The sequence below is a fragment of the Blastococcus sp. SYSU DS0533 genome (assembly GCF_054050775.1).
In genome coordinates, this window is sequence record NZ_JBJGZZ010000001.1 from 474082 (window position 1) to 499795 (window position 25714).

Annotated in this window: 22 protein-coding genes; 15 read left to right on the forward strand and 7 right to left on the reverse strand. The window is 73.3% G+C overall.

The annotated features are described in order from the left end of the window. Positions 1-3 precede the first annotated feature (3 nt). From ACI79W_RS02410 to ACI79W_RS02430, 5 genes are read left to right on the forward strand one after another with little or no spacing between them, the layout of a single operon-like run. Positions 4-1230 carry a 5-(carboxyamino)imidazole ribonucleotide synthase gene (locus tag ACI79W_RS02410; RefSeq protein WP_456560475.1) on the forward strand — a complete coding sequence of 409 codons (1227 nt, stop codon included), beginning with the start codon at positions 4-6 and terminating at the stop codon, positions 1228-1230. Then, complete coding sequence (gene purE / locus ACI79W_RS02415) at positions 1227-1733, forward strand: 5-(carboxyamino)imidazole ribonucleotide mutase (protein ID WP_456560476.1); 507 nt, start codon at positions 1227-1229, stop codon at positions 1731-1733. The genes ACI79W_RS02410 and purE overlap by 4 nt, the downstream gene beginning before the upstream one ends. 23 nt (positions 1734-1756) lie before the next feature. Continuing rightward, positions 1757-2911 (forward strand): acyl-CoA dehydrogenase family protein, encoded by a 1155-nt coding sequence (locus ACI79W_RS02420; protein ID WP_456560477.1) that lies wholly within the window; start codon positions 1757-1759, stop codon positions 2909-2911. A 44-nt stretch (positions 2912-2955) separates the two neighbouring features. Further along, the gene (locus ACI79W_RS02425; RefSeq protein WP_456560478.1) at positions 2956-4548 is read left to right on the forward strand and encodes a methyltransferase domain-containing protein; all 1593 of its coding nucleotides are present in this window, start codon (positions 2956-2958) and stop codon (positions 4546-4548) included. Next, positions 4545-4970 carry a DUF6752 domain-containing protein gene (locus ACI79W_RS02430; protein WP_456560479.1) on the forward strand — a complete coding sequence of 142 codons (426 nt, stop codon included), beginning with the start codon at positions 4545-4547 and terminating at the stop codon, positions 4968-4970. The genes ACI79W_RS02425 and ACI79W_RS02430 overlap by 4 nt, the downstream gene beginning before the upstream one ends. Positions 4971-4998: 28 nt before the next feature. Here ACI79W_RS02430 and ACI79W_RS02435 read toward each other — a convergent pair whose 3' ends face one another. Further along, on the reverse strand, positions 4999-5796 hold the full coding sequence (locus tag ACI79W_RS02435; RefSeq protein ID WP_456560480.1) for a TIGR03089 family protein: 798 nt from the start codon (positions 5794-5796) through the stop codon (positions 4999-5001). Beyond that, a complete protein-coding gene (locus ACI79W_RS02440; RefSeq protein WP_456560481.1) occupies positions 5796-7334 on the reverse strand; it encodes an LCP family protein in 1539 nt (512 codons plus the stop codon). The genes ACI79W_RS02435 and ACI79W_RS02440 overlap by 1 nt, the downstream gene beginning before the upstream one ends. Positions 7335-7675: 341 nt before the next feature. Between ACI79W_RS02440 and ACI79W_RS02445 the strand changes: the two genes are divergently transcribed. From ACI79W_RS02445 to glfT1, 6 genes are all read left to right on the forward strand, one after another. Beyond that, a complete protein-coding gene (locus ACI79W_RS02445; protein WP_456560482.1) occupies positions 7676-10303 on the forward strand; it encodes an N-acetylmuramoyl-L-alanine amidase in 2628 nt (875 codons plus the stop codon). A 49-nt stretch (positions 10304-10352) separates the two neighbouring features. Continuing rightward, a complete protein-coding gene (locus ACI79W_RS02450) occupies positions 10353-10802 on the forward strand; it encodes a hypothetical protein (protein ID WP_456560483.1) in 450 nt (149 codons plus the stop codon). Beyond that, a complete protein-coding gene (locus ACI79W_RS02455; protein WP_456560484.1) occupies positions 10799-13240 on the forward strand; it encodes a hypothetical protein in 2442 nt (813 codons plus the stop codon). The genes ACI79W_RS02450 and ACI79W_RS02455 overlap by 4 nt, the downstream gene beginning before the upstream one ends. Before the next feature lie 71 nt (positions 13241-13311). Continuing rightward, complete coding sequence (wzm, locus tag ACI79W_RS02460; RefSeq protein ID WP_456560485.1) at positions 13312-14148, forward strand: galactan export ABC transporter permease subunit Wzm/RfbD; 837 nt, start codon at positions 13312-13314, stop codon at positions 14146-14148. A gap of 33 nt (positions 14149-14181) precedes the next feature. Next, positions 14182-14952: a galactan export ABC transporter ATP-binding subunit Wzt/RfbE gene (wzt, locus tag ACI79W_RS02465; protein WP_456560486.1), complete on the forward strand. Its 771-nt coding sequence runs from the start codon at positions 14182-14184 to the stop codon at positions 14950-14952. Then, entirely contained in the window at positions 14949-15866 is a 918-nt protein-coding gene (glfT1, locus tag ACI79W_RS02470) for a galactofuranosyltransferase GlfT1 (protein ID WP_456560487.1), read from the forward strand. The genes wzt and glfT1 overlap by 4 nt, the downstream gene beginning before the upstream one ends. A 100-nt stretch (positions 15867-15966) precedes the next feature. Here the strand turns inward: glfT1 and ACI79W_RS02475 are convergent, their stop codons facing one another. The 3 genes from ACI79W_RS02475 to glf are packed head-to-tail and all read right to left on the reverse strand — an operon-like array spanning position 15967 to position 19738. Then, on the reverse strand, positions 15967-16872 hold the full coding sequence (locus tag ACI79W_RS02475) for a glycosyltransferase family 2 protein (RefSeq protein ID WP_456560488.1): 906 nt from the start codon (positions 16870-16872) through the stop codon (positions 15967-15969). After that, the gene (locus ACI79W_RS02480; RefSeq protein ID WP_456560489.1) at positions 16869-18494 is read right to left on the reverse strand and encodes a glycosyltransferase; all 1626 of its coding nucleotides are present in this window, start codon (positions 18492-18494) and stop codon (positions 16869-16871) included. The genes ACI79W_RS02475 and ACI79W_RS02480 overlap by 4 nt, the downstream gene beginning before the upstream one ends. 56 nt (positions 18495-18550) lie before the next feature. Continuing rightward, entirely contained in the window at positions 18551-19738 is a 1188-nt protein-coding gene (gene glf, locus ACI79W_RS02485) for a UDP-galactopyranose mutase (RefSeq protein ID WP_456560490.1), read from the reverse strand. Between the two features lie 164 nt (positions 19739-19902). On the opposite strand from glf, the gene ACI79W_RS02490 reads away from it, so the two are divergent. The 4 genes from ACI79W_RS02490 to ACI79W_RS02505 all read left to right on the forward strand — a co-directional run bounded on the left by ACI79W_RS02490 (position 19903) and on the right by ACI79W_RS02505 (position 23705). Continuing rightward, the gene (locus tag ACI79W_RS02490) at positions 19903-20847 is read left to right on the forward strand and encodes a glycosyltransferase family 2 protein (RefSeq protein WP_456560491.1); all 945 of its coding nucleotides are present in this window, start codon (positions 19903-19905) and stop codon (positions 20845-20847) included. 1 nt (position 20848) lies between these two features. Then, positions 20849-21949 carry a mannose-1-phosphate guanylyltransferase gene (locus tag ACI79W_RS02495; protein WP_456560492.1) on the forward strand — a complete coding sequence of 367 codons (1101 nt, stop codon included), beginning with the start codon at positions 20849-20851 and terminating at the stop codon, positions 21947-21949. A 21-nt stretch (positions 21950-21970) separates the two neighbouring features. Beyond that, positions 21971-22741, forward strand: a complete 771-nt coding sequence (locus tag ACI79W_RS02500) for an SDR family NAD(P)-dependent oxidoreductase (protein WP_456560493.1) — start codon at positions 21971-21973, stop codon at positions 22739-22741. A 73-nt stretch (positions 22742-22814) separates the two neighbouring features. Continuing rightward, positions 22815-23705, forward strand: a complete 891-nt coding sequence (locus ACI79W_RS02505) for a DNA-3-methyladenine glycosylase family protein (protein ID WP_456560494.1) — start codon at positions 22815-22817, stop codon at positions 23703-23705. On the opposite strand, the gene rfbA is transcribed toward ACI79W_RS02505, so the two are convergent. Continuing rightward, a complete protein-coding gene (gene rfbA, locus ACI79W_RS02510; protein ID WP_456560495.1) occupies positions 23690-24574 on the reverse strand; it encodes a glucose-1-phosphate thymidylyltransferase RfbA in 885 nt (294 codons plus the stop codon). The genes ACI79W_RS02505 and rfbA overlap by 16 nt on opposite strands. Before the next feature lie 29 nt (positions 24575-24603). Then, entirely contained in the window at positions 24604-25668 is a 1065-nt protein-coding gene (locus tag ACI79W_RS02515; protein WP_456560606.1) for a coenzyme F420-0:L-glutamate ligase, read from the reverse strand. Positions 25669-25714: the final 46 nt, after the last annotated feature.

Genomic DNA, 25714 nt, shown 5'->3' on the forward strand with positions numbered 1-25714 from the left:
ATCATGCCTGCGCCCCTGCACCCGCACACCGGACTCCCCGTGGTCGCCATGGTCGGCGGCGGCCAGCTGGCCCGGATGACGCAGCAGGCCGCCATCGCGCTCGGGCAGTCGCTGCGGGTGCTGTCCGCCGGCCCGGAGGAGTCCGCGGCCCTCGTCAGCGCCGACGTGCGGATCGGCGACCACCGCGACCTGGCCGACCTGCGCGCGCTGGCCGACGGCGCCACGGTGGTCACCTTCGACCACGAGCACGTGCCCACCGAGCACCTGCGCGCGCTGGTCGAGGAGGGCACCCGCGTCGCCCCCGGCCCGGCGGCGCTGGTCCACGCCCAGGACAAGCTGGTGCTGCGGCGCGCGCTCGCGGAGGCGGGGGAACCGCAGCCGGCCTGGGCGGAGGTCCGCTCCGCCGCCGACGTCACCGCCTTCGCCGCGGCGCACGGCTGGCCGGTCGTGCTCAAGACCCCCCGCGGCGGGTACGACGGCAAGGGCGTGTTCGTCGTCGGGGACGCCGGGGTTGCCGCCGAGCTGCTGGAGCGGCACGGCACGCTGCTGGCCGAGCAGCGGGTGGCCATGGTCCGCGAGCTGTCGGCGCAGGTCGCGCGCTCGCCGTTCGGGCAGGTGGCGGTGTGGCCGGTCGTCGAGACGGTGCAGCGCGACGGCGTCTGCGCCGAGGTGTACGCACCCGCCCCCGGGCTCCCCGACGAGCTGGCCACCGCGGCGCAGGAGCTGGCCGTGCGCATCGCCGACCGGCTCGGCGTCGTCGGCATGCTCGCCGTGGAGCTGTTCCAGACCGTCGACGGCGTGCTGGTCAACGAGCTGGCGATGCGCCCGCACAACTCCGGTCACTGGAGCATCGAGGGCGCGCGCACCAGCCAGTTCGAGCAGCACCTGCGCGCCGTCCTCGACTACCCGCTGGGCTCCACGGAGATGGTCGCCCCGGTCGTGGTGATGGCCAACGTGCTGGGCGGTGCGGCTGCGCAGGCGGGCTGGTCCGGCCCGGCGCTCGACGAGCGGATCCACCACCTCATGGCGCACTGGCCCGACGTGAAGCTGCACTGGTACGGCAAGACCCAGCGCCCGGGCCGCAAGCTCGGCCACGTCACCGCCCTCGGCGCCGACCTCGCCGAGGTGCGGGCGCGGGCGGTCGCCGCCGCCCGCTACCTCGCCGACGGCGTCGTCGACCCGGCCTACGCCTTCGCGCACGACCCCGAGCACCGAGGAGCAGGGCAATGAGCCACCCGGTCGTCGGCATCGTCATGGGCAGCGACTCGGACTGGCCGGTGATGCAGCCGGCCGCCGAGGCGCTGGGGGAGTTCGGCATCGCCTGGGAGGCCCACGTGCTCTCGGCGCACCGCACCCCCCGTCGGATGCTCGACTACGCCGAGGCGGCCGCCGGTCGCGGGCTGCGGGTGATCGTCGCCGGTGCCGGCGGGGCCGCCCACCTGCCGGGCATGGTGGCCGCGGCCACGCCGCTGCCGGTGATCGGCGTGCCCCGCCCGCTCGACCGGCTCGACGGGCTGGACAGCCTGCTGTCGATCGTGCAGATGCCGGCCGGCGTACCCGTCGCGACGGTGGGCATCGGCGGTGGCCGGAACGCCGGGCTCCTCGCGGTGCGCATCCTCGCGGCCGGCGACGCGGAGCTGCGGGGCCGGGTCGAGCGGTTCCAGGCCGAGCTCGCCGAGAGCGTCGTCGCCCGGGACCTCACCCTCCAGGAGCGCCTCGCTACCCGCGGGTAGTCGGACGTCCTACGATCGGACGCGTGGGTACGAACAGCGAGCTGTACGCGTTGACCGAGGAGCACGAGGCCATCCGGGAGGCGGTGCGCGACATCGCCGAGCGGGAGATCGCCCCGCACGCGGCCGAGGTCGACGCCGAGTCGCGCTACCCGATCGAGGCGCAGAAGGCGCTCACCGCGGCGGGCTTCCACGCGACCCACATCCCCGAGGAGTACGGCGGCGAGGGCGCCGACGCGATCGCGACCTGCATCGTCATCGAGGAGGTCGCCCGGGTCGACGTCAGCGCCTCGCTGATCCCCGCGGTCAACAAGCTCGGCTCGATGCCGGTCATCCTCTCCGCCGACGAGGCCCTCAAGCAGCAGGTGCTGGCCCCCATCGCCGCCGGCGAGGCGATGATCAGCTACGGGCTCTCCGAGCGCGAGGCGGGCTCCGACGCCGCCGCCATGAAGACCCGCGCCCGGCTCGAGGGCGACAGCTGGGTGCTCAACGGCACCAAGGCCTGGATCACCAACTCCGGCGTCTCCGAGTGGTACACGGTCATGGCCGTCACCGACCCGGAGAAGGGGGCCAGCGGCATCTCCGCGTTCGCGGTGCACCGCGACGACCCGGGCTTCGCGGTCGGGCCCAAGGAGCGGAAGATGGGCATCAAGGGCTCGCCCACCTGCGAGCTCTACTTCACCGACTGCACCATCCCGGCCGACCGGATCATCGGCGCGCCGGGCACCGGCTTCAAGACCGCGCTCCGCACGCTGGACTTCACCCGGCCCACCATCGGCGCACAGGCGGTCGGGATCGCGCAGGGCGCGCTCGACGCCTCGGTCGCCTACGTCAAGGAGCGCAAGCAGTTCGGCAGGGCCGTCGGCGAGTTCCAGGGCGTGCAGTTCATGCTCGCCGACATGGAGATGAAGATCCAGGCGGCCCGCCACCTGGTCTACGTCGCCGCGGCCGCCGGCGAGCAGGGCCGGCCCGACGTCACCCGCGTCTCGGCCGCGGCCAAGGCGTTCGCCTCCGACACCGCGATGCAGGTGACCACCGACGCCGTCCAGCTGTTCGGCGGGGCCGGCTACACCCAGGACTTCCCGGTCGAGCGCATGATGCGCGATGCGAAGATCACCCAGATCTACGAGGGCACCAACCAGGTGCAGCGCATGGTGATCGCGCGCTCCCTGCTGCGCTGAGCACCGACCGAGCACCCGGAGCGCAGCTGTTAGCGTCTGATCGCATGTCCGCGATCAGTCGAGTCACCGCGTCGGAGCGGGGGCTGGTGTTCGCCGTGGACCGGCCGACCGGTCAGACCATCGACGTGCTGGTGGACGGTCGCCGGATCTGGTCCTTCCGCGAGCCGGCGGAGCCCGCCCCGGCCGACCTGGTCCCCGCGGGGGCCGACGCCGCGCTGCTCCGGTTCGAGCCGTGGCCGGGGGTGCTCCGGAACCGCCTGCGCGGCCGGTTCCACGTCGAGCTGCGCCCGGTGGGCGCCGAGTCGGGGAGCGGCACCACCGTCGCCCTCGGGGACTCCGGCGACGGGCCCGACCTGACCGACATCCACGGCCGGCCCCTGGTGGTCAACAAGTGGGGACGCCTCGGGCACACCCTCGCCGACGCGGAGCCCGGCATGGTCGAGCGGCTGCTGGACCACACGGACGAGATCCGCGACCTGCTGCGGGAGCGGCTCGGCCCGGTGGTCTTCGTGACCGGCGGGACGCTGCTCGGCCCGATCCGCAACGGTGGCCGGCTGATCCCCCACGACGACGACACCGACCTGGCCTACCTCAGCTCGCGGACGCACCCCGCCGACGTCGCCCTCGAGCACTTCGAGCTCGGCCGCCTGCTCCGGGAGCGGGGGTACGAGGCGATCCGCCTCTCCGCCGCGCACGTCCAGATGCACTTCTCGCACGAGGGCGTGCCGGACCACTACGTCGACGTCTTCGCCGGCTTCTACATCGGCGACTGGTGGCACCAGCACTTCGTGATCCGGGCGCAGGTCCCGCCGTCGGAGGTGGTGCCCCCGACGGAGATCATGGTGGCCGGCCGCCCCGAACCGTCCTCGCGCAACCCCGAGCTGCACCTCCGCGAGCTCTACGGCCCCGGCTGGCGGACCCCCGATCCCGCCTTCAGGTTCGAGCTGCCGGAGAGCACGTCGGCCCGCTTCGCGCACTGGTTCGGCGACTACCACGCCGAGCGGGAGACGTGGGAGGACGTCGTGCTGATGTCCACCGGCGCGCTCCTGCCCGCGGAGGACCGGCTCAGCGCCTTCGGTGCGGAGGTCGAGGCCGTCGCGCCCGCCGACCACGCGATCCTGGAGCTGGGCTGCGGTCTGGGTGTGGACGCCCGAGCATTCGCGGGCCGGGGGCGGCGGGTGCTCGCCGTCGACTTCTCGCGGGCGGCCCTGCAGGTGGCGGGGTCGCGGGAGCCGGGGCCGGGCGCCGACGTGGAGTTCTCGTCGGTCAACCTGCTCGACGTCCGGGCCGCCATCCGGCTGGGCGCCCGCTGCGCCGCCGAGGGAAGGCCGTGGACCGTCTACGGGCGGCGGCTGCTCAACGCGCTCGACCCGATCCCCAGGCAGAACCTCTTCCGGCTGTGCGACATGGTGCTCCGACGCGGCGGGACGGCGCACTTCGACCTGGCCGATGCCGGATACCCCGGGGTGCCCCCGCACCTGCGGCTGACGGTGGACCAGGTCGTCCGCGAGGCCGGCGACAGGGGGCTCGTCCTCGAGCAGGCCGCCCGCCGCACCGAGCCGCTGACCTGGCCCGGCGCCCCCGAGGAGCAGTTGGTGGAGATGACCCGCATGACGTTCAGACGGAGGGCGAGATGACCGATCAGGCCGGGACGACGTGGGACCGCGGACGTCGGGTGGTCGTGCAGAAGCTGGCCTACCCGCTCCGTCGCGCGCTCGCGCCCGCCGCCCTCGAGCTGCGGGGCGAGGTGGAGGCGCTGGCGGCGGAGAGCCAGGTCCAGCGGGACGGCGCCGCGGGGCTGCGCGAGGAGCTCCACCGGCAGCTCAGCGAGAGCAGGGCCGAGGTCGGCTCGCTGCGGGAACGCGTGGACGAGCTGCAGCGGCGCCTCGACGCAGCAGAGGCCTACAACGTCGTGCTGCGCGACGGTCTCGAGGAGTCGCGGCGGCTCAACCTCCGGGTGGCCGAGCTGGTGGACGTGGTGACCGAGCTCGTCATCCCGCTCCACGACCGGGAGATCGACCCCGCGGCCCTCGGGCGGCTGCGCCCCGACACCCTGTAACGCCCGGGCGCGGGGGCCAGTGGCCGGATCAGCCGGCGCGGCCCAGCTCGCGGACGCCCTCGACCCGGACACCCAGCGTGGCCGTCACGCGCTCCGCGGCCGCCCGGCGCGGCAGCGCCTGTGGGTCGGCGGAGCGGCACAGGACGATCGACGCCCCGGCGGCCAGCGGGGCGAGCAGCCACGCCGCCGGCCCGGCCTCGGCGGCGACGTCGGCATCGACGAGCAGCCGGTCGCCCGCGGTGATGCCGAGGCGGTCCGCGAGCCGGCCGGCGGTCGTCACGAGGTCGCCGAGCGAGAGCTCGAGGCCGCCGGTCACCAGGCCGGCGTCCGCGGACTGGGGCGGGGACCACGGTGCGAAGACGTCGCCGTGCACCCGCACCTCCAGCGCGAAGTCGCGGGCGGGGCCCGAGTAGCCGCTCATGCCCATTCCCAGCGGGTGCAGGGAGAGGCCCAGCAGCTCCTCGACCCCCTGCTCCTCCAGCGGGGCGAGGCGGTCCTGCGCGGCGAGCACGACGTCGGCCCCGTCCAGGGCGTGGTCGTCCTCCGCCGCGGTGTCCAGCACGGCCCCGCCGCAGCTCCACACCGCCAGCAGGACGGCCGCGGTCTGCCAGTGCACGGGCAGCGCCACCACGACCCTGCTCCCGGGCGCCACGTCGAACTCCTCCTGCAGGAGGTTCGCGGTCTTGGCGACCCAGTTCGCCAGGGTCGTGGCGGAGAGCTCCACCCGTTCCCCGGTGGCGTCGTCGTAGTAGGTCACCAGCGGGGTGGCGGGGGACCGGCGCAGCACCTGCGCGAGCAGGTCGGCCGGCGTGGCTGCGGTGTCCATCAGTTGATGCAGGTGGTGTCCGCGGCGGTGCGGGCGTCCTTGCCGGTGACCTCCTCGGCGGGAGGCTGCGGGGTCACCGCCTGACCGACCCCGTTGAAGTCGCTGCCCAGCACGAGCTGGACGGTACCGCTGACCGCGTCGGCGCTCTCGGCGGGGACCGCGCCGGGGATGGCCGCCGCGACGGTGGCGGCCAGGGGCTGGTCACCCGCGGCGTAGCGGATCTCGGTCTGCTCGTGGTCCATGGAGGAGGCGTTGCCGGTGCTGCCGACGGCGAAGCCGGCCTCGGTCAGCGCGGTCGCGGCCTTCGCGGCCAGGCCGGATGTCCCCGACCCGTTGTAGACCTCGACCGTCACCGTCGAGGGGTCCACGGTCTGCGGGGGCTCGGTCGTCGCGGGGGTCTCGGGCTCGGGCTCGGCGGACAGCTGGGCGAAGAAGTCGTGCAGCGTGTCCTCGTCCTCCAGCCGGATGATCGAGCGGTCCTGGGAGTCCCGGTCCGTCCCGATGTAGGGGATGGTCTGGAACTCGATGCTCCCGGCGGTGACCGACTGCATCTGCTCGGCCAGCTGGAGCAGGTCCAGGTCCTCGTCCACGGTGAGCGACTCGGCCGCGGCCTGGACGAGTTCCCGCTGCTTGCCGAGGTCCAGCAGCACCTCGTCGGAGAGCATCTTGCGCAGCACGCCGGCGATGAAGACCTGCTGGCGGATGATCCGGTCGAAGTCCCCGCGGAGCAGGCCGTGGCGCTGGCGGACGAACTTCAGGGCATCGGCACCGCTGATCGTCTGCGGGCCGGCGGGGAACACCGCGCCGGAGTAGTACGAGTCGTCGACGGCCTCGCAGAGGTTGACCTCCACGCCGCCCACGACGGAGCTGAGGTTGAAGAACCCGAGCAGGTCGACCTCGGCGTAGTGGTCGATCTGCAGGCCGGTGAGCCGGCTGATCGTCTGGACCAGCAGCTGCGCGCCGCCCGCCTGGCGCGCGGTCTCCCCGGCGCTCTCGTCGACCTCCTGGTAGCCGTAGGCGTAGGCGGCGTTCAGCTTGTCCTTGCCGTAGCCGGGGATCTGCACGTAGGAGTCACGGGGGAAGGAGACGAACGACGCCCGCGAACCGTCCGCCGGTACGTGCACCAGGATCATCGTGTCGGTGTTCACGCCTGAGTCGGTGCCGGCGTTGAGCTCGGCGAGCTGCTGGTCGGTGAGCGCGCTCCGGCTGTCGTTGCCGACCAGCAGCAGGTTCATCGCCTCGCCCGCCCGGCCCGAGCCCTCGTTGCCCTCGGTGGGGATGGCGTCGGTGCGGTTGACCGTGGCCGCGGCCACCTGGCCGAGGTACCAGCCCCACCCGGACCCGGTCAGCAGCACGACCGCCAGGAGCCCGGCGACCACGCGGGCGGCGACGGCGATGCCGCCGGTGCGCCGGCGGGGCGTCAGCTCCCTGCCGGTGGCGCCCGCCCGGGTGCGGGCGGGTCGACCCGCCCGGGGGTCGAGGCGCGGGGGGAGCGGTCGCCCGGCCGGGCGCTCCTGCTCGTGCCGGTCTCGGCTCACGTGGTCCTCACCTCGGGGCGTGGTCGACGTCCGCCTCGGGCCCGGATGACCGGCGGGCGGGTGTGACGATTTCTTGTGGACGCGGCAAAGATAGGCACGGCCAGGAGTCGGGCAGCTTCTCCGACACAGGGATGCCTCGTCCCCGGAGCCGCCTCCGCCCACCGCGCCCCGGGCGTGCGCAGGAGGCCCAGCAGTCACACGCCACCCCGGGGCGGGGGTGACCGCCACGGCCGGCGCCCGTGCGCGTGGCAACTTCTCCGATGGGCTCAAGTGCCGGCTGCTCCCGGACGAAGGAACAAGCAGACGTCCCGCTCCTCCCCCCACCGGAGGAGCTCCGCCCGTTGACCACGAGAGGGAACTGCTTCGTGCGCCGATTCACCACGGGCCTCATCGCCTTCACGGCCTTCACGGGGGTCGTCCTCGTCGGCCCCGTCTACGCGGAGGACGGGCCCGAGGCCGTGCCGGTCGCCAGCGCGACGGAAGAGGTGGCCCTGGGGTCGGTCGACGCTCCGGCGCCCGAGGCCGACGTGCAGACCGGGACGACCGAGCCGGTGGACGGCGTGCCGGAGACGGCGCCGGCCCTGACCGTGAGCCGCACCGGCGTCGCACCCTTCTCGCTCGTCGGCGTCACCTGGGCGTACGACCCCGCGGTGACCGATGTGCGCGTGCAGGTGCGGGTGCAGACCGCCGAGGGCGGGTGGGGCGAGTGGACCGAGGTCGGTACGGAGGACGCCGGGGCCGACGCCGGGCAGGAAGGCGGGTCCGTGGCGCGACGCGGGGGGACGTCGCCGTTGTGGACCGGTCCCAGCACCGGTGTCGAGGTGGAGCTGGTCACGCGGTCCGGCGCCGCGCCCGTCGACGTCCAGCTGGACCTCGTGGACCCCGGGGCGAGCGAGGCCGACACCTCCCTCACCGCCCCGGCGATCCAGGACACCGCGCACGCGGCGGCCGCCATGCCGCACGTCTACTCGCGTGCCCAGTGGGGCGCCGACGAGGGGATCCGCAGCTGGGACCCGGAGTACGCGCCCACCATCCAGGCGGCGACGCTGCACCACACCGCGGACACCAACAACTACACCGCCGACCAGGTGCCCGCGATGATGCGGTCGATCTACCGGTACCACTCGGTCAGCCTCGGGTGGGGCGACATCGGCTACAACGTCATCGTCGACAAATTCGGCCGGCTGTGGGAGGGCCGCGCGGGCGGCCTGTCCAGCACGGTTATCGGCGCCCACGCAGGCGGCTTCAACACCGGCACCTTCGGCGTCTCGATGCTGGGGAACTACGAGACGGCCCCGACGACGGCGGCGATGGTCGACGCGGTCGCCGCGATCGTGGCGTGGAAGTTCTCCCTCTACGGGATCGACCCCGCCGGCACCACGCGGTTGACGTCGCGGGGCGGTGGTACGGCCAAGTACAGCGCCGGGACGACGGTCACGCTGCCCACGCTCTTCGGGCACCGCGACGTCGGCAGCACAGCCTGCCCCGGCCGGTACGGCTACGCCGAGCTGCCCGGGATCCGGGCGCAGGTCGTGGACCGGATGCCGAACCAGGCCGACGACATGGCCGAGCGGTTCGCCGCGGCGGGAGGGACCTCGTCCCTGGGCTCGCCAGTAGGACCGCTGCAGTCCTCGGGTGACGTCTCCTGGCAGGAGTACGGGAAGGGCCGCATCTACTGGAGCCCGTCCACCGGTGCGACGGTCCTGCTGAACGGCCCGCTGCTGGACAAGTACCTGGCGTGGGGCGGTCCCGCGGCCGTCGGCGCGCCGACGAGCGACGAGCGGTCGACCTGGCGCAACCAGGGCAAATACGTGACCTTCAGCGGCGGCGGCATCTACTGGTCTCCGGCCACGGGAGCCCGCGTGGTGAAGGGCGCGATCTTCGACACCTGGGCCCGGAACGGCTGGGAGACGGGGCTGCTCGGCTACCCCACCACCGACGAGGTGCACGTCCCCGGTGGGGCGTACACCCTGTTCCAGGGCGGGGCGGTCTACTGGTCTCCGGCCACCGGCGCGCACTTCGTCAAGGGCGCGATCTATGACACCTGGGCGAGGTCGGGGTACGAGACGGGCGCGCTGGGTTTCCCGGTGCGCAACGAGACGAACGTGCGTGGCGGCAGCTACAGCTTGTTCACCGGCGGGGCGATCTACTGGTCTCCGGCCACCGGCGCGCACTTCGTGAAGGGCGCGATCTACGACACCTGGGCGAGGTCGGGGTACGAGACCGGCGCGCTGGGTTTCCCGGTGCGCGACGAGACGAACGTGCGTGGCGGCAGCTACAGCTTGTTCACCGGCGGGGCGATCTACTGGTCCCCGGCCACCGGCGCGCACTTCGTCAAGGGCGCGATCTACGACACCTGGGCGAGGTCGGGGTACGAGACCGGCGCGCTGGGTTTCCCGGTGCGCGACGAGACGAACGTGCGTGGCGGCAGCTACAGCTTGTTCACCGGCGGGGCGATCTACTGGTCCCCGGCCACCGGCGCGCACTTCGTCAAGGGCGCGATCTACGACACCTGGGCGAGGTCGGGGTACGAGACCGGCGCGCTGGGTTTCCCGGTGCGCAACGAGACCAACGTGCGTGGCGGCAGCTACAGCTTGTTCACCGGCGGGGCGATCTACTGGTCCCCGGCCACCGGCGCGCACTTCGTGAAGGGCGCGATCTACGAGCGGTGGGCGCGCAGCGGCTACGAGGGCGGTTTGCTGGGCTTCCCGACCCAGGACGAGATCAACACCACCGGCGGCACCGTCGGCCGCTTCACGGGTGGGGCGATCTACTGGTCGCCGTCCACCGGTGCCCGGGTGGTGGCCGGCGCGGTCTACGAGACCTACCTGCAGGTGGGAGCCGAGCGCGGGGCCCTGGGCTTCCCGACGGCCGAGGTGCAGGCCTACTCCGGTGGCACCCGGGTCGAGTTCCAGCGCGGCTCCATCACCGTCGACGTCCTGGGCAGGGCCACGGTCACCACGCACTGACGGACGCGGAAGCGCCCCGCAGCAGCACGACCACGAGGAGGGGAGATCCATGGGCAGCACCGCCAGGCACCGCACGCGTGCGCGCACGACCGTCCTCGTGCTGGCGTGCGCCGTCCTGCTCGTGGTCGCGGTGGCCGTGCTGGTCACCGCGGACCGGGGGGCGGAGACGCCGGTCGCCTTCGGGGACGCGCAGCCGCTCCCCGCGCGCGTCGAGGTCGTCGTCACCGCTGCCGAGTGGTCGCCGGGAGCCGGTGCGGAGGTCGCCGGCTACGTGAGCGGCATCGTGGAGGACGGCGGGGAGTGCACGCTGACCCTCGAGCGGGGGGACGTGCGCCTCGAGGCGTCCCGCGCCGCGACCGCCGACGCCACGACGACCGCCTGCGGTTGGCTACAGATCGACGATCCCCAGGTAACCTCCGGTACATGGGCAGCGACTCTCCGTTATCGCTCACCCACGACCGAGGTGACCTCGCCCGAGATCGCCCTGGACGTGCAGTGACGCGATCCGCCCTGGCCCCCCGCCTCGCCCCGCTCGTCGCGGCGCTGGTCGCCGCGCTCGTGGTGTGCCCGGTGCTGGTCGTAGCGGCGCCCGCGGCCTCGGCTGCCGACGCCCGGGCCTACCCGGCCGGCAACATCATCTCCGACGCGCTGTTCTTCGACGGCGGCAGCATGGACGTCGGGCAGGTGCAGACCTTCCTCGATCAGAGAGGCTCCGGCTGCACCCCGGCGCCGGACGGCACGCCGTGCCTGAAGGACTACCGCCAGGACACGGGCACGCGGGCGGCGGACGCCTACTGCGCCGCGTACCAGGGCGCCCCCGCGGAGACCGCGGCGCAGATCCTGGTGAAGGTCGGCCGGGCCTGCGGCATCAACCCGCGCGTGCTGCTGGTGATGCTGCAGAAGGAGCAGTCCCTGGTCACCATGCGGGGCGGCACGACGAAGCTGCCCGACGGCCGGTACAGCCTCAACCAGCAGCGGTACGAGGAGGCGCTGGGCTACGGCTGCCCGGACACCGCTCCGTGCGATCCCTCGTACAAGGGGCTCGCCCTCCAGGTCTACAGCGCCGCCAGGAAGTTCCGCGTCTACGCCGCCAACCCGAACAGCTACAACCACAAGGCCGGCCGCACCCAGGCCGTGCGCTACCACCCGAACACCGCCTGCGGGTCCGGGCAGGTCTACATCCAGAACGTCGCGACGGCCGGCCTCTACAACTACACGCCGTACCAGCCCAACGCTGCGGCTCTCGACGCCGGCTACCAGTCGGGCGACGGCTGCTCGGCGTACGGCAACCGCAACTTCTGGCTGTACTACACCGACTGGTTCGGGTCCACGCAGAGCCCGGGCGGCGCGGCGATCGCCGACAAGTGGGCCTCCCTGGGCGGGGCCACCGGCCTCCTCGGCGACGCGACCTCGACGGCGAACTGCACCCTGCCCCGCAACGGCTGCTACCAGCTCTTCAGCAACGGCGCGCTGTACTGGTCCCCGGGCACGGGCGCGCACTTCGTGAAGGGCGACATCTGGACCCAGTGGGCGCGGCTCGGGTACGAGGGCGGCTTCATGGGCTACCCGGTCCGCGACGAGACCAACGTGCCCGGCGGGACCTACAGCGTCTTCGAGGGCGGCGCGTTCTACTGGTCCCCGGCCACCGGCACCCACTACGTCAAGGGCGACATCTGGACGGCGTGGGGGCGGCAGGGGTACGAGTCGGGTCCGCTCGGCTTCCCGAAGACCGACGAGGTGCACGTCCCCGGTGGGGCGTACAGCGAGTTCACCGGGGGGCGCATCTACTGGTCCCCGGGCGGTGGTGCGCACGCCGTCACCGGCGCCTTCCACGAACGGTGGAGCCAGCTGGGCGGGCACGGCGGCTTCCTGGGCTTCCCGCACTCGGGTGAGCGCGCCACCGCCGACGGCAGCTACGTCGCGTTCGCCGGAGGGGCGCTCTACCGGTCCTCCAGGACGGGGATGCACTTCGTCAAGGGCGCCATCCAGGAGCGCTGGGCCCGGGCCGGGTACGAGGCCGGTGCGCTCGGGTACCCGGTGGCCGACGAGCAGTCCGTGCCCGGTGGCACCTTCAGCCTGTTCGAGCGGGGTGGGATCTACTGGTCGCCGGGTACCGGCGCGCGCGCCCTCACGGGGGAACTCGCCCGCGAGTACGCCGCACGGGGTGGCCCCACCGGGCCGCTCGGTTTCCCGGCCACCGACCAGGCGACGACGGCGACGCGGGGAGCCGTCGCCCACTTCCGGGGCGGGTCCCTGTACTGGTCGGCCGCGACCGGTGCGCACGCGGTGTCCGGGCCGACGTACGCCGCCTTCGCGGCGAGCGGCTGGGAGAACGGCCCGCTGGGTTACCCCACCGCCGACGCGACGCCGCTGCCCGGGGGGACGGGGACCGTCACCACCTTCGAGCACGGCGCCATCTACTGGTCCCGGGCCACCGGCGCGCACGCCGTGACGGGCGCGATCGAGTCGGCGTGGAACAGGTGGGGCGGGACGGAGGGCGAGCTCGGCCTCCCGGGTACCGACGTCCTGGCGCTGGCCCGCGGTACCGACGGCAGGGTCCAGCACTTCCAGGGCGGCTCGGTCTACTCGTCACGGGAGACCGGCACCCGCGTCGTCAAGGGCGCCGTCTACCGCGCGTGGGCCGCGACCGGCTGGGAGCAGGGCTTCCTCGGGTACCCCGTGTCGGACGAGACCCACGTCCCGGGCGGCGCCTACAACCTGTTCCAGGGCGGCGCGGTGTACTGGTCGCCGGCGACCGGTGCCCACGCGATCCGCGGGAAGTTCTACGACGCCTGGGCGCGGTCGGGGTACGAGGGGGGATCCCTGGGCTTCCCGGCCAGCGGCGAGTACGACACCCGCCGGGGCAGGCAGATGGACTTCCAGCACGGGACGGTGCTCGTGACGACGGCTGGGCAGGTTGAGGTCACCGTGCACTGAGTGGTGACGGGGGCCTCCGTCACAACCGAGCCTGCGGGCCTGGTGCGGTGGACGCAGGTAGCGTCGACGCCGTGACTGCAGCAAGCACCGTGCCCGACTCCGCCGGGCGCAAGACGCTGGCGGACCTGACGGGAGGCTGGCGGCAGCGCGAGCTCTGGGGACACCTGGGCTGGCAGGACATCCGGCAGCGGTACCGGCGTTCGGTGCTCGGGCCGGTCTGGATCACGATCAGCATGGCCGTCACCGCCGTGGCCCTCGGCATCCTCTACGCCGGGCTGTTCGGCGTCCCGCTGGAGACGCTGCTGCCGCACGTCCTCGTCGGCTTCATCGTCTGGGCCTTCATCAGCGGCTGCATCAACGAGGGTGCCGAGGTCTTCATCGCCAACGAAGGCCTGATCAAGCACCTGCCCGCACCGATCAGCGTGCACGTCTACCGGCTGGTCTGGCGGCAGGCGCTCTTCTTCGCGCACAACCTGATCGTCTACGCCGTCATGCTGTTCGTGTTCCCGCAGCCGCTGAAGTGGACGGCGCTGGCGGTGTTCCCCGCGATCCTGCTGCTGGTGGTGAACGGCGTCTGGGTCGCCCTGCTCTTCGGGATCGTCAGTACCCGCTTCCGCGACCTGACGCCCATCACCCAGAGCATCGTCCAGCTGATGTTCTTCCTGACCCCGATCGTCTGGATCTACGACGACCTGATCAACAGCCCCAACCCGTCGGTCGCGGAGCGGGCCCGGCTCGCCGAGTTCAACCCCTTCCTGCACTTCCTGGAGATCGTCCGTGCACCGATGCTCGGCCAGGACCAGCAGTTGCGGCACTGGATCGTGGTCCTCGCGATCACCGTCGTGGGCTGGGCCCTGACCCTGTTCGTGATGCGCCGGTACCGGGCGCGCGTCGCCTACTGGGTCTGACCGGGCCGGACGAGAGAGAGGCACACACCCCCCATGGTCAGCATCACCACGCGTGACGCGTCGGTCGACTTCCCCATCTTCGACGCGAAGAGCCGGTCGCTGAAGAAGACGGTGCTCGGCGTCGTCGGCGGCAACATCAGCAGCGAGACCAAGGTGCCCATCATCGAGGCGCTCAGCGACATCAACGTCGACCTCCAGCACGGCGCCCGCGTCGGTCTGGTGGGGCACAACGGTGCCGGCAAGTCCACCCTGCTGCGGCTGCTGGCCGGCATCTACGAGCCCACTCGCGGCACGGCCGTCGTGGAGGGGCGCGTCGCCCCGGTGTTCGACCTGGGCGTCGGGATGGACCCGGAGATCTCCGGCTACGAGAACATCATGATCCGCGGGCTCTTCCTGGGCATGACGCGGAAGCAGATGGAGAAGCGGGTCGACGACATCGCCGACTTCACCGAGCTCGGTGACTTCCTCTCCATGCCGCTGCGCACGTACTCGACGGGTATGCGCGTCCGGCTGGCCCTCGGTGTCGTGACCAGCATCGACCCGGAGATCCTCCTGCTCGACGAGGGGATCGGGGCCGTGGACGCCGCCTTCCTCGAGAAGGCGCGCGACCGCCTCAGCGACCTGGTCGACCGCGCCGGGCTCCTGGTGTTCGCTTCGCACTCCGACGAGTTCCTCAAGCGGCTGTGCACGAGCGCCATCTGGATGGAGCACGGCCGGATCAAGCAGCAGGGTCCCCTGAAGGACGTGCTGCGCGCCTACAAGGGGCCCGAGGCGTACCCCGACAAGGAGCACGGTGCCGCGTGAGCGCGGTGCCGCCGGCCGCTGACGAGCTCGTCGTCGCGGTCATCGTCACCCGGCAGCGCGCCGAGCTGCTCCGCCAGAGCCTTCAGGCCATCACGGCGCAGAGCCGGTCGGTCGGGGCCGTCGTCGTCGTGGACAACGGCGCCGACGCCGAGACGCAGGCGGTCGTGGAGGAGTGCGGTGCCCGCACCGTCTACCTGCCCTCCCGGACCAACCTGGGTGGTGCGGGCGGGTTCGCCCTCGGGCTGCTGACCGCCCTGTCCCTCGGCGCCGACTGGGTGTGGTGCGCCGACGACGACGGCCGCCCCGGCGGCGACGACGTGCTGGAGGTCCTCCTGGAGGAGGCGCGGGCGCGCGATCTCGCCGAGGTCTCACCCGCCGTGGTGGACGAGGCCGACCCCGGCCGGCTCGCCTTCCCGCTGCGCCGCGGCCTGCGCTGGTGGGGCACGCTGGACGCCTTCGCGCCGGGGGAGTTCCTGCCCTCGTACGCGTCCCTGTTCAACGGCGCCCTGTTCCGGGCCTCGGCGTTCCAGGCGGTCGGCGTGCCCGACCTGCGGCTGTTCCTGCGGGGCGACGAGACGGAGATCCACCGGCGCCTCCAGCGCTCCGGGCTCCGCTTCGGCACCACGTTGCGGGCCGCGTACCTGCACCCGCAGGGGGGCGACGAGTTCGTCCCGATCCTGGGCGGCCGGCTCTCCGCCCAGTACCCGGGCGACGAGGTCAAGCGCTACTTCACCTACCGCAACCGCGGCTACCTCATGGCCCAGCCCGGCATGCGCTGGCTGTTCCCGCTCGAGCTGGTCCGCTTCGGCTACTTCTTCCTGAGCCGGCGGGACCTCCGCGGCCTGCGTGACTGGCTGGCGCTCACGCGCGCCGGGCGTCGGGAGCGGTTCGCCATGCCCGGTGAGGGTCGCTGAAGGACCGCTGCCCGTCCCCGGGACGGACGCACCACGCCAACGGAGCCCCTCCCCGGCCGGGGAGGGGCTCCGTTCGCGTGGCCCGGTCGCGCGCTGCGGGTCAGAGCACCGTGCGCGGGAAGGCCGGCTTCGGGTCGAAGCGGATGCCCTCGAGGAACTTCTTCGCCAGCTGGCGACGCAGCCGCCACGGCACGTTGCCGCCCTTGAGTCCGGTGTAGAGCCGCTGCGCGAACCGCAGGGCGGCGAACGGATCCTCGTGGTGCCACCGGTAGGAGGCCTCGTTGCGGACGCCGTAGGTGAACTTCCACATGTTGGCGTCGTTCACGTCGCCGAAGTTCACGCCGCGGTTGACCGCCAGGTCGTGCGTCACCGTGCTGGTCAGCACCTGGACGCCGGGGCCCGCGGCGGTGATCCGCCGGGTGTACTCCTGGTCGTCGAACCAGATGAAGTACTCCGACAACGGCAGGCCGAACTGCGTCAGGACCCAGCGGGGGAACATCACGGAGACGAACGAGCAAGAGTTCACGAGGACGCTCTGCTCGCCACGGGCCAGCAGCTTGCCCCAGTCCCAGGTGGGCTCGGGGTTGTTCATCTCGCAGACGTCGCCGTTGGTCCACTTCACGACGGAGCAGGAGAACGGCAGCCGCATCCCCATGCTCGCCTCGGCCGCAGCCTGCCCGTCCAGCAGGTTCCGCAGGGCGTCGGTGTCGGCGTAGCAGTCGTCGTCCATGATCCAGATGTAGTCGGCGCCGCGCTCGTAGGCGACCGACATCCCGTGCGCGAACCCACCGGCACCGCCCGTGTTCTCGGTCAGGCGCTCGATGTGGACGGTGGGACGGTCCTGGTAGGCGTCGAGCACGGAGCCCGTGTCGTCGGTGGAGGCGTTGTCCACGACGATGATCTGGTCGGCCGGCCGGTCCTGGCCCAGGACCTGCTCGATCACCTTCCCGAGCTTGTCCGCCCGGTTGTAGGTGACGATCACGGCGGCCACGTTGGTCTGGGTCACGAAGCCCACCTTTCGTAGAGCTCCCGGGTCCAGTCCCGGGCGCGGGGGAGAGCGGCGAAGGCGGCGACCTGCTGGCGCTGCCGGGACAGCAGTGCGGCGGCCCGGTCCGGGTCCTCCAGCAAGCTGGTGATGGTCGCCTCGGCCTCCTTGAGGAAGGCCAGGGGCGCGCGGGGCAGCAGCAGCTCGGATGCCACGACGGAGGCCTGCGAGCCGACGTCGGCGCTGACCACGAGCGCACCGTGCGCATCGGCCTCGAAGGAGGTCAGCGTGACGCCCTCGTTGTCCGAGCTGATCACCAGGACGTCCGCCTCGTCCAGCGTCCGGGACACCGGGCGGTCGGCGCCGCGGAGCTCGACGACCCCGTTCAACCGCAGGCGGGAGAGGTCGGCGCGGACCTCGGCGGCGAGCTCGCCGTCGCCGTGCAGGACGAACCGGATGCGGTCGCCCAGGCTCTCGCGGAGCCGCGCGGCCAGCCGCAGGAACAGGTAGGGACGCTTCTGCTGGGTGAACCGGCCGACGAAGGCGACCGTGAGGGGGTCACCGGCCTTGCGGGTGGGGGTGGCGGCCGCCGCCTCGGCCGCCGACGGGTCGACGGTCAGGTCGGCCAGGGTGGCCAGCTGGACCTTCTCCCGCGGCAGCCCCTGGCGGTCGACCAGGTAGTCCCGGAGCTGCGGCGAGATCACGTGGTGGGCGTCCATGACGTTGGACAGCCGCAGGGCGATGTCGACGAAGCCACCGGTGCGCCACTCCAGCACGTGCAGGGAGTCGACGAGCTCGGTCCCGGGGTACTGCGCCTTGATCCAGGGGAGACGCTGGTAGAGCCAGCTGCAGTGGTGGATGTGCACGCCGCGGATGTCGAACCGCTCGAACAGCTGACTCAGGACGCGGGACTCCTGCGGCCCGCTCATGGGGTGGGTGAGCGGGATGACCAGGGCGTCGTCGAACGTGGGGCGCACGATGTCCGGGTGGCCCGAGGGCCGGTCGCTGAGGACGATCGGCAGCAGCCCGGCCTCGCGGGCCAGGCCGATCGTCTCGGCCGCCCACTTCTCGGCACCCCCGAGCTCCAGCCAGTGCAGTCCGAAGAGGACGGCCTTGGTGGACCCCCGCGAGGAGCCGACGTTCGTGTCGTGCAGCCGGCCCACCCGCGGGATCGGCTGGGACAGCCGGCGGTTCTCCAGGCGGTCGGTCCGGTGCTGCCGGAGGGCGTCGAACACGACCGGCGCACGTCGGCGCGCGGCGTTCCGCGCCGCGTGGACGCGACCGGGCGGCTGCTCGTTGCGCATCAGCGCCTGCGGGGACCCACCGAGGTCGAGCACCACGTCGACGACGCCCGTGGTCGACACCGGGTGACCGGTCGCCTGCGCCTCGATCGTCCCCACCACGGTGCGGTCGTCGGGCCACTCGATGGCGAAGGTCCGCTGGTCGGTCAGCGACGGGAAGTGCGGGCCCTCGGTGCGCAGGACGGTCGCGCGGATGCGCTCACCCGGACGCGCCAGGCAGTGGAAGGCCAGCGCTCCATCGAGCAGGCGCGCCTCGCGCTTGGAGAGACCCGAGAACCAGTCCGGTTCGTGGAGGATCTCGAAGACCCGGTGGGCCCCGGTCTGGTCGTGCGGGTCGGTCACCGGTCGAGCTCCCTGGCGAGTAGGCCGTCCGCGGCGTGGACGGTCGGGGTGGTCATTCAGTCGTCGAGGCGGCCGTCGAGCGAGCCGCCCTCGTCGAAGAAGGGGCGGATGCGGTTGTCGAACATGGTCAGCGCGGAGCCGATGGCCATGTGCATGTCGAGGTACTTGTAGGTCCCGAGCCGCCCACCGAAGAGCACGCGCTTCTCGGCGGCTTCCTTGGCCGCGAGCTCGCGGTACCGCTCCAGCTTGGCGCGGTCCTCCGGGGTGTTGATCGGGTAGTAGGGCTCGTCACCGGTCTCCGCGAAGCGGGAGAACTCCCGCACCACCACGGTCTTGTCCCGGGGGTAGTCCCGCTCCGGGTGGAAGTGGCGGAACTCGTGGATGCGCGTGAAGGGGACGTCCTCGTCCGCGTAGTTCATGACCGAGGTGCCCTGGAAGTCGCCGATCGGCAGGACCTCGGTCTCGAAGTCCAGCGTGCGCCAGCCGAGTTCTCCGGCCTCGTAGCCGAAGTACTTGTCGATCGGGCCGGTGAACACCGTCGGGACGTCGGCGGGCAGCTCGTCGCGGACGTCGAAGTAGTCGGTGTCCAACCGGACCTCGATGTTCGGGTGGTCGGCCATGCGCTGCAACCAGGCGGTGTAGCCGTCCTTCGGCAGACCCTCGTAGGTGTCGTTGAAGTACCGGTTGTCGAACGTGTAGCGCACCGGGAGGCGGGCGATGACGGCCGCGGGCAGCTCGGTCGGGTCGGTCTGCCACTGCTTCTTCGTGTAGCCGCGGATGAACGCCTCGTAGAGCGGCCGGCCGATCAGCGAGATGGCCTTCTCCTCGAGGTTCGCCGCCTCGGCCGTGTCGAACTCGCCGGCCTGCTCGGCGACGAGGGCGCGCGCCTCGTCAGGGGAGAAGCTCCTGCCGAAGTACTGGCAGATGGTCGCCAGGTTCATCGGCAGGGAGTAGGTCTGCCCCTGGTAGATCGAGTAGACCTTGTGCTGGTAGTTCGTGAACTCCGTGAACTGGTTGACGTACTGCCAGACCCGCTCGTTCGAGGTGTGGAACAGGTGTGCGCCGTAGACGTGCACCTCGATGCCGGTCTCGGGCTCCGGGGCGGAGTAGGCGTTTCCGCCGATGTGGTCGCGGCGGTCGATGACCAGCACCCGCTTGTCCAGCTGGCTGGCCACCCGCTCGGCGACGGTGAGCCCGAAGAATCCGGAGCCGACGACGACGAGGTCAGGTCCTGTGGTGGTCACGGGATTCGACGGTACCTGCCGGTCCGGGGCCGCACGACCACGGAGCGGCGGTGTCGGGGGGCGTGGCGACCCGTTCCGTCACACGGGCCTCATCCACCCCGCCCGACCGCCGTGCGGCCGTGGATCGGGCGGTCCCGAGGCGGGAGTGCCTAGGGTGGGCCCCCGTGTCATCTCCCTCCGGCCCGCCGGCCCTGCGCGTCGTCGCCGTCACCTACTCGCCGGGTGCGGCGCTCGAGCAGTTCATCGACTCGCTGGCCGGCGCCACCACCCGGCCGGTGGAGGTCGTCCTCGCTGACAACGGCTCGACCGACGGCGCGCCCGAGCGGGCCGCGGCCCGGCACCCGCACGTCCGGGTCCTGCGCACGGGCGGGAACATCGGGTACGGCGCGGCGGCGAACGCCGGGCTCGCCGACCTCCGCACGGGCCGCGCGCTGATCGCCAACCCCGACCTGCGCTTCTCGCCCGGGTCGGTCGACGAGCTCCTCGCCGCCGCCGACCGCTGGCCGAGGGCGGCCACGCTCGGCCCCGCGATCATGACGCCCGACGGCGAGCTCTACCCGTCGGCCCGGGACCTGCCGCGGCTGTCCACCGGCGCCGGGCACGCGCTGCTGGGCTGGGCCTGGCCCGGCAATCCCTGGACCGCCCGGTACCGGCGCGAGCGGGAGGCGCCCCGCGAACGCCCCGCGGGCTGGCTGAGCGGCTCCTGCCTGCTGGTGGACCTGGAGGCCTACTGGTCGGTCGGTGGCTTCGACCCGGGCTACTTCATGTACTTCGAGGACGTCGACCTCGCCGAACGGCTCTCCCGCGCGGGCTGGCTGCACGTCTACGTGCCCACCGCCGTCGTGGAGCACGAAGGCGGCCACGCCACCCGTCGGGAGCCGCACCGGATGCAGCGGGTGCACCACACCAGCGCGCTGCGGTACCTCTCCGCGCAGTACCCCCGCCGGCGGCACGCCCCGCTGCGCACCGCGTTCCGCGTGGGACTCGGCGGCCGGATGCTCGTCTCCTACGTCAGCGGCCGCGTCGCGGCCGGTGCCCCGTTCCAGCGCCGTGCCCGCGAGCTGGCGGCCGTGCCCGGCCCGCAGCGCCCCGGGACGGAGGAGAGCTGACGTGCGGCACGCGGTGATCATGGCGGGCGGCTCGGGCACGCGGCTGTGGCCGCTCTCGCGGGGCGACCGCCCCAAGCAGCTGCTCGACGTCGTCGCCGGCCTCGACGGCGCGCCCCGCAGCCTCCTGGCCGAGGCCTGGGAGCGGCTGCGGGCGGTGCTGCCCGCCGAGAACGTCTGGGTCTGCACGGCGGCCCGCTACGCCGACCAGGTGCGGGCGGCGCTGCCGGAGCTGCGCGCCGACCGGCTGGTGCTCGAGCCGGTCGCGCGCGACACCGCGAACGCCGTCGGGCTCACCGCGGCGCTGGTCGCCGACGTCGACCCCGACGCCGAGCTCGCCGTCGTCAGCGCCGACCACGTCATCCGGCCGGTGGAGCGGTTCGCCGACGCGCTGCGCACCGCCTTCGACGCGCTCGCCGACCGGCCCCGCTCGCTGGTCACGCTCGGCATCCGGCCGACCGCGCCCGCCACCGGCTTCGGCTACGTGCAGCGCGGCGCGCCCACCGGCCGGCCGGGCGTGGCCGAGGCGGCCTCCTTCCGCGAGAAGCCCGACCTCGCCACCGCCGAGCGGTACCTCGCGTCGGGCGGGTATCTGTGGAACTCCGGCATGTTCGTCTGGCGGGCCCGCACGGTGCTCGACGCGCTGGCCGAGCACCTCCCGGCGTCGGCCGAGGGACTGGCCCGCATCGTCGCGGCACCCGCCGGGCCGGCGCGCGACGCCGCCCTGGCCGAGGTGTTCCCGGGCCTGCCGAGGATCAGCGTCGACTACGCCGTCCTGGAGCCGGCGGCGACCGAGCCCGGCCGGGTGCTCGTCGTCGACCTCGACGTCGACTGGCTGGACGTCGGCTCCTGGCCCGCGCTGGCGCACACCCTCGACGACGACGGCGCGGGCAACGCCGTGCAGGGGCTCGCCGTGGTGCTCGACGGGGCCGGCAACATCGTCCTGAGCGACGACCCGGGGCACCTGGTCGCGCTGGTCGGCGTCCGCGACAGCGTCGTCGTGCACACCGCCGACGTCACCATGGTCTGCCCGGTCGCCGACGCCGAGCGGGTCAAGCAGTTGCTGGGCGCCGTGCAGGAGCGGTACGGCGACCGTTTCGCCTAGCCACGTGATTGGCTGCCGGGCATGAAGAACTTCGACGTCGCAGCCGTGGTCAGCGGGGGAGCCTCCGGCCTGGGGGAGGCCACCACCCGGGCGCTCGCCGCCCGCGGTGCCGCGGTCACGATCATGGACCTGAACGAGGAGCGCGGGCAGGCGCTCGCCGCCGAGCTGGGCGGGCACACCACCTTCGTCCGCACGGACGTCACGGACGAGGCGTCGGTGGAGGCCGCCGTCGCCGAGGCGACCGGCAAGGACCGGCCGCTGCGCATCGCCATCAGCTGCGCCGGCATCGGGCTGGCCCAGCGCACCGTCGGCCGCGACGGCACGCCGCACGAGCTCGGCGGCTTCACCCGCGTGCTGGGCGTCAACCTGGTCGGCACGTTCAACGTCCTGCGCCTGGCCGCCGCCGCGATGGCGCGGACCGAGCCGGGCGAGGAGGGCGAGCGCGGCGTCGTCGTCAACACCGCCTCCATCGCCGCGTTCGACGGCCAGATCGGGCAGCTGGCGTACTCCGCGTCCAAGGGCGGCGTCGTCGGCATGACGCTGCCCGCGGCCCGCGACCTCTCCAGCGTGGGCGTGCGCGTGTGCACCATCGCCCCCGGGCTGGTGGACACCCCGCTGCTGGGCTCGCTGCCGGAGGAGGCGCGGGCCGCCCTCTCGGCGGGCATACCCTTCCCCAAGCGGCTCGGCCGCCCGTCGGACTTCGCCGAGCTCGCGCTCGCCATCGTCGAGAACGGCTACCTCAACGGCGAGGTGGTCCGGATGGACGGCGCGCTGCGCATGGCCCCCCGCTGACCTCTTCCCGGAGCACCCGCTGAGCACGAGCACCACCACGGGCACCCAGGCCGCCGACTACTCCGCGGCCTGGGTGCCCGACTGGCCGCTGGACGTCCTCCGGACGCTGTCCCCGCACCGGCGCGGCGCGGCCGACCCGACGATGCAGGTCGCCGGGGGAGCCCTCTGGCGGACGACCAGCACCCCCGAGGGACCGGCGACGGTGCGCATCTCCCGCGTGACCGCGGAGGTGCGGATCGAGGCCTGGGGGCCGGGCGCCCGGCGGGCCGGCGCGGCGGTGCCCGGGTGGCTGGGGGCCGACGACCGGCCCGAGGAGTTCCGCCCGGGCGACGCCCACCCGCTCGTGACCGAGTTGCACCGCACGCACCCGCACCTGCGGCTGGGGCGCACCGGACGGACGTGGGACGCGCTGCTGCCCGCCGTCCTCGAGCAGAAGGTCACCACGGCGGAGGCCTACCGCGTCTTCCGCGAGCTCTGCCGGCTGGCCGGTGAGGCCGCGCCCGGACCCGCGCCCGAGGGCATGCGGGTCGTCCCGTCGGCCCGACGGCTGCTGGAGGTGACCGACTGGGAGTGGCACCACTGCGGCCTGGACGGTGCCCGCCGCCGCGCCCTCCGGGCCGTCGCCGGGGTCGCGCACCGGATGGAACCGGAGACCGGCTGCGACTCCGCCGAGCTGCAGCGCCGGCTGCGGACGGTGCCCGGCATCGGCGTCTGGACGGCGGCCGAGGTGGTGCAGCGCGCGCTCGGCTGCCCGGACACCGTCAGCACCGGCGACTACCACCTGAAGAACCAGGTGGGGTACGCGCTGACCGGGCGCCGCACCACCGATGACGAGGGCATGCTGGCACTCCTGGAGCCGTGGCGGGGGCACCGGCAGCGGGTGGTGCGGCTGCTGCTCGCCGGCGGTCCCCGGCGCCCGCGCCGCGGCCCCCGGTTCGCGCCCACGGACTACCGCCGGCGCTGAGGTCCCGCTTCGTCGAGCAGGCCGAGCAGGTAGGCGCCGTAACCGCTCCTGCCGAGCGGCTCGGCGATCGCGCGCAGGCCGTCGTCGTCCAGCCAGCCGTTGCGCCAGGCGACCTCCTCGATGCAGCCGATCTTCAGGCCCTGGCGCTCCTCGACCACGGAGACGAACTCGGTGGCCTGCCGCAGGGAGGCGAACGTGCCCGTGTCCAGCCAGGCGGTACCGCGGTCGAGCGCGGTCACGGTCAGCCGGCCCTCGCACAGGTAGTGCTCGTTGACGGCGGTGATCTCGAGCTCGCCGCGGGCGCTCGGCGTGATCCCGCGCGCGACGTCGACGACGTCGCCGGCGTAGAAGTACAGCCCCGGGACGGCGTAGGAGCTCTTGGGCCGGACCGGCTTCTCCTCGATCGACAGCACCCGTCCGTCGTCGTCGAACTCGACGACGCCGTAGTCCCGCGGGTTGGCCACGTGGTAGGCGAAGATGTGCCCGCCGGCCGGCTCGGGGAGGCGGGAGAGCGCCGTGCCCAGTCCCGCGCCGTAGAAGATGTTGTCCCCGAGCACCAGGGCCACGGAGTCCCCGTCGAGGAAGCCGGCGCCGATCAGGAACGCCTGGGCCAGCCCCTCCGGCCGGGGCTGGGCGGCGTACTCGATGCGCATGCCCAGCCGGGTGCCGTCGCCCAGCAGAGCGCGGAAGGCGGCCTGGTCCTCGGGGGTGGTGATGACCAGCACCTCGCGGATGCCGGCCATCATCAGCGTGGAGAGCGGGTAGTAGATCATCGGCTTGTCGTAGACCGGCATGAGCTGCTTGCTCACGGCCTGCGTGATGGGGAACAGACGGCTCCCCGTGCCACCGGCCAGGATGATCCCGCGCATGGGGAGGAACCGTACCCAGCCGGCGCGGTTCAGAGCGGCGGGCCGCCCAGCCACAGCCTCCCGACGAGCGAGGTGCCCCCGGCGCCGGGCGCGGGTTCCCAGCGGGTCGCCCAGCCCTCGGCGTGCAACTGCACGATGGCGGCGCCGACGACCGCCCCGGCGTTGAGGGCGCTCGTCGTCGTCACGGTGTCGGGCAGGTGGACGTCGACGGCGCCGTCGCCCTCGCCCCCGTGCCGGAGCACCACCGGGAACTCCGGCAGCGCGGCGCTGGCCACCCGGAAGGCCGCCGCGACCGCCTCCCGGTCACCGGGGCGGGGCACGAGCCCGGTCACGGGCGCCCGGGAGCCCACCAGGTCCCGCGTGCCGTAGGGGAACAGGTCGTCGGCCGGCAGGCGCACGAGCGGCCGCGTGCCCTCGTCGGCGTCCTCGGCGGGGGAGTCCAGGGGGAGCCCGCGCACCACCGCCACCGGGACCCCGGCCAGCTTGCCCTTCACCAGGTCCGCGGCCGAGGCGAGCTCGTCCACCAGCGCCACCCGGGTGGTCTCCAGCCGGTTGCCGTGGGCGTCGACGGCGCCGCGGTGGTCCTCCAGGGCGGTGATCCCCGCCGAGCCGACCGCGACGTCGGTCAGCCCCTCGCGCCAGGTGCGGCCGAAGGTGTCGCTCACGACGACGGCGACGTCGACCCCGGCGAGCTCGCGGAACCGGGCCCGCAGCCGGCGGGCGGAGGCGTCGGCGTCCTCCGGCAGCAGGACGAGGGTGTCCGAGGCGACGTTGGACGCGTCGATGCCGGCCGCGGCGACGACCCACCCCTGGCGCGTCTGGACGATCTTGAGCGGTCCGCGGCGGGCGAGCACCCGCACCGTCTCGGCGTCGATCGCCCGCTGCCGGGCGGCCTCCCGGTCGGCCCCGGGCTCGACCCGGACCAGCCGCCCCTCGACCTTGGAGACCACCTTCGAGGTGACGACGACGACGTCGCCGTCGGCCAGCCAGGGGGCGACGGCGGCCACCGCCGCGGCCAGGTCGTCCCCCGGGCCGAACTCGGGCAGCCCGGCGACGGGCAAGACCCTGACGCCGGCCGGTTCGGCCCCGTCCAGAGGCTCGCGGCGAGCGTGCGAGCCGTGAGGAGGACGGGGTCCTTCG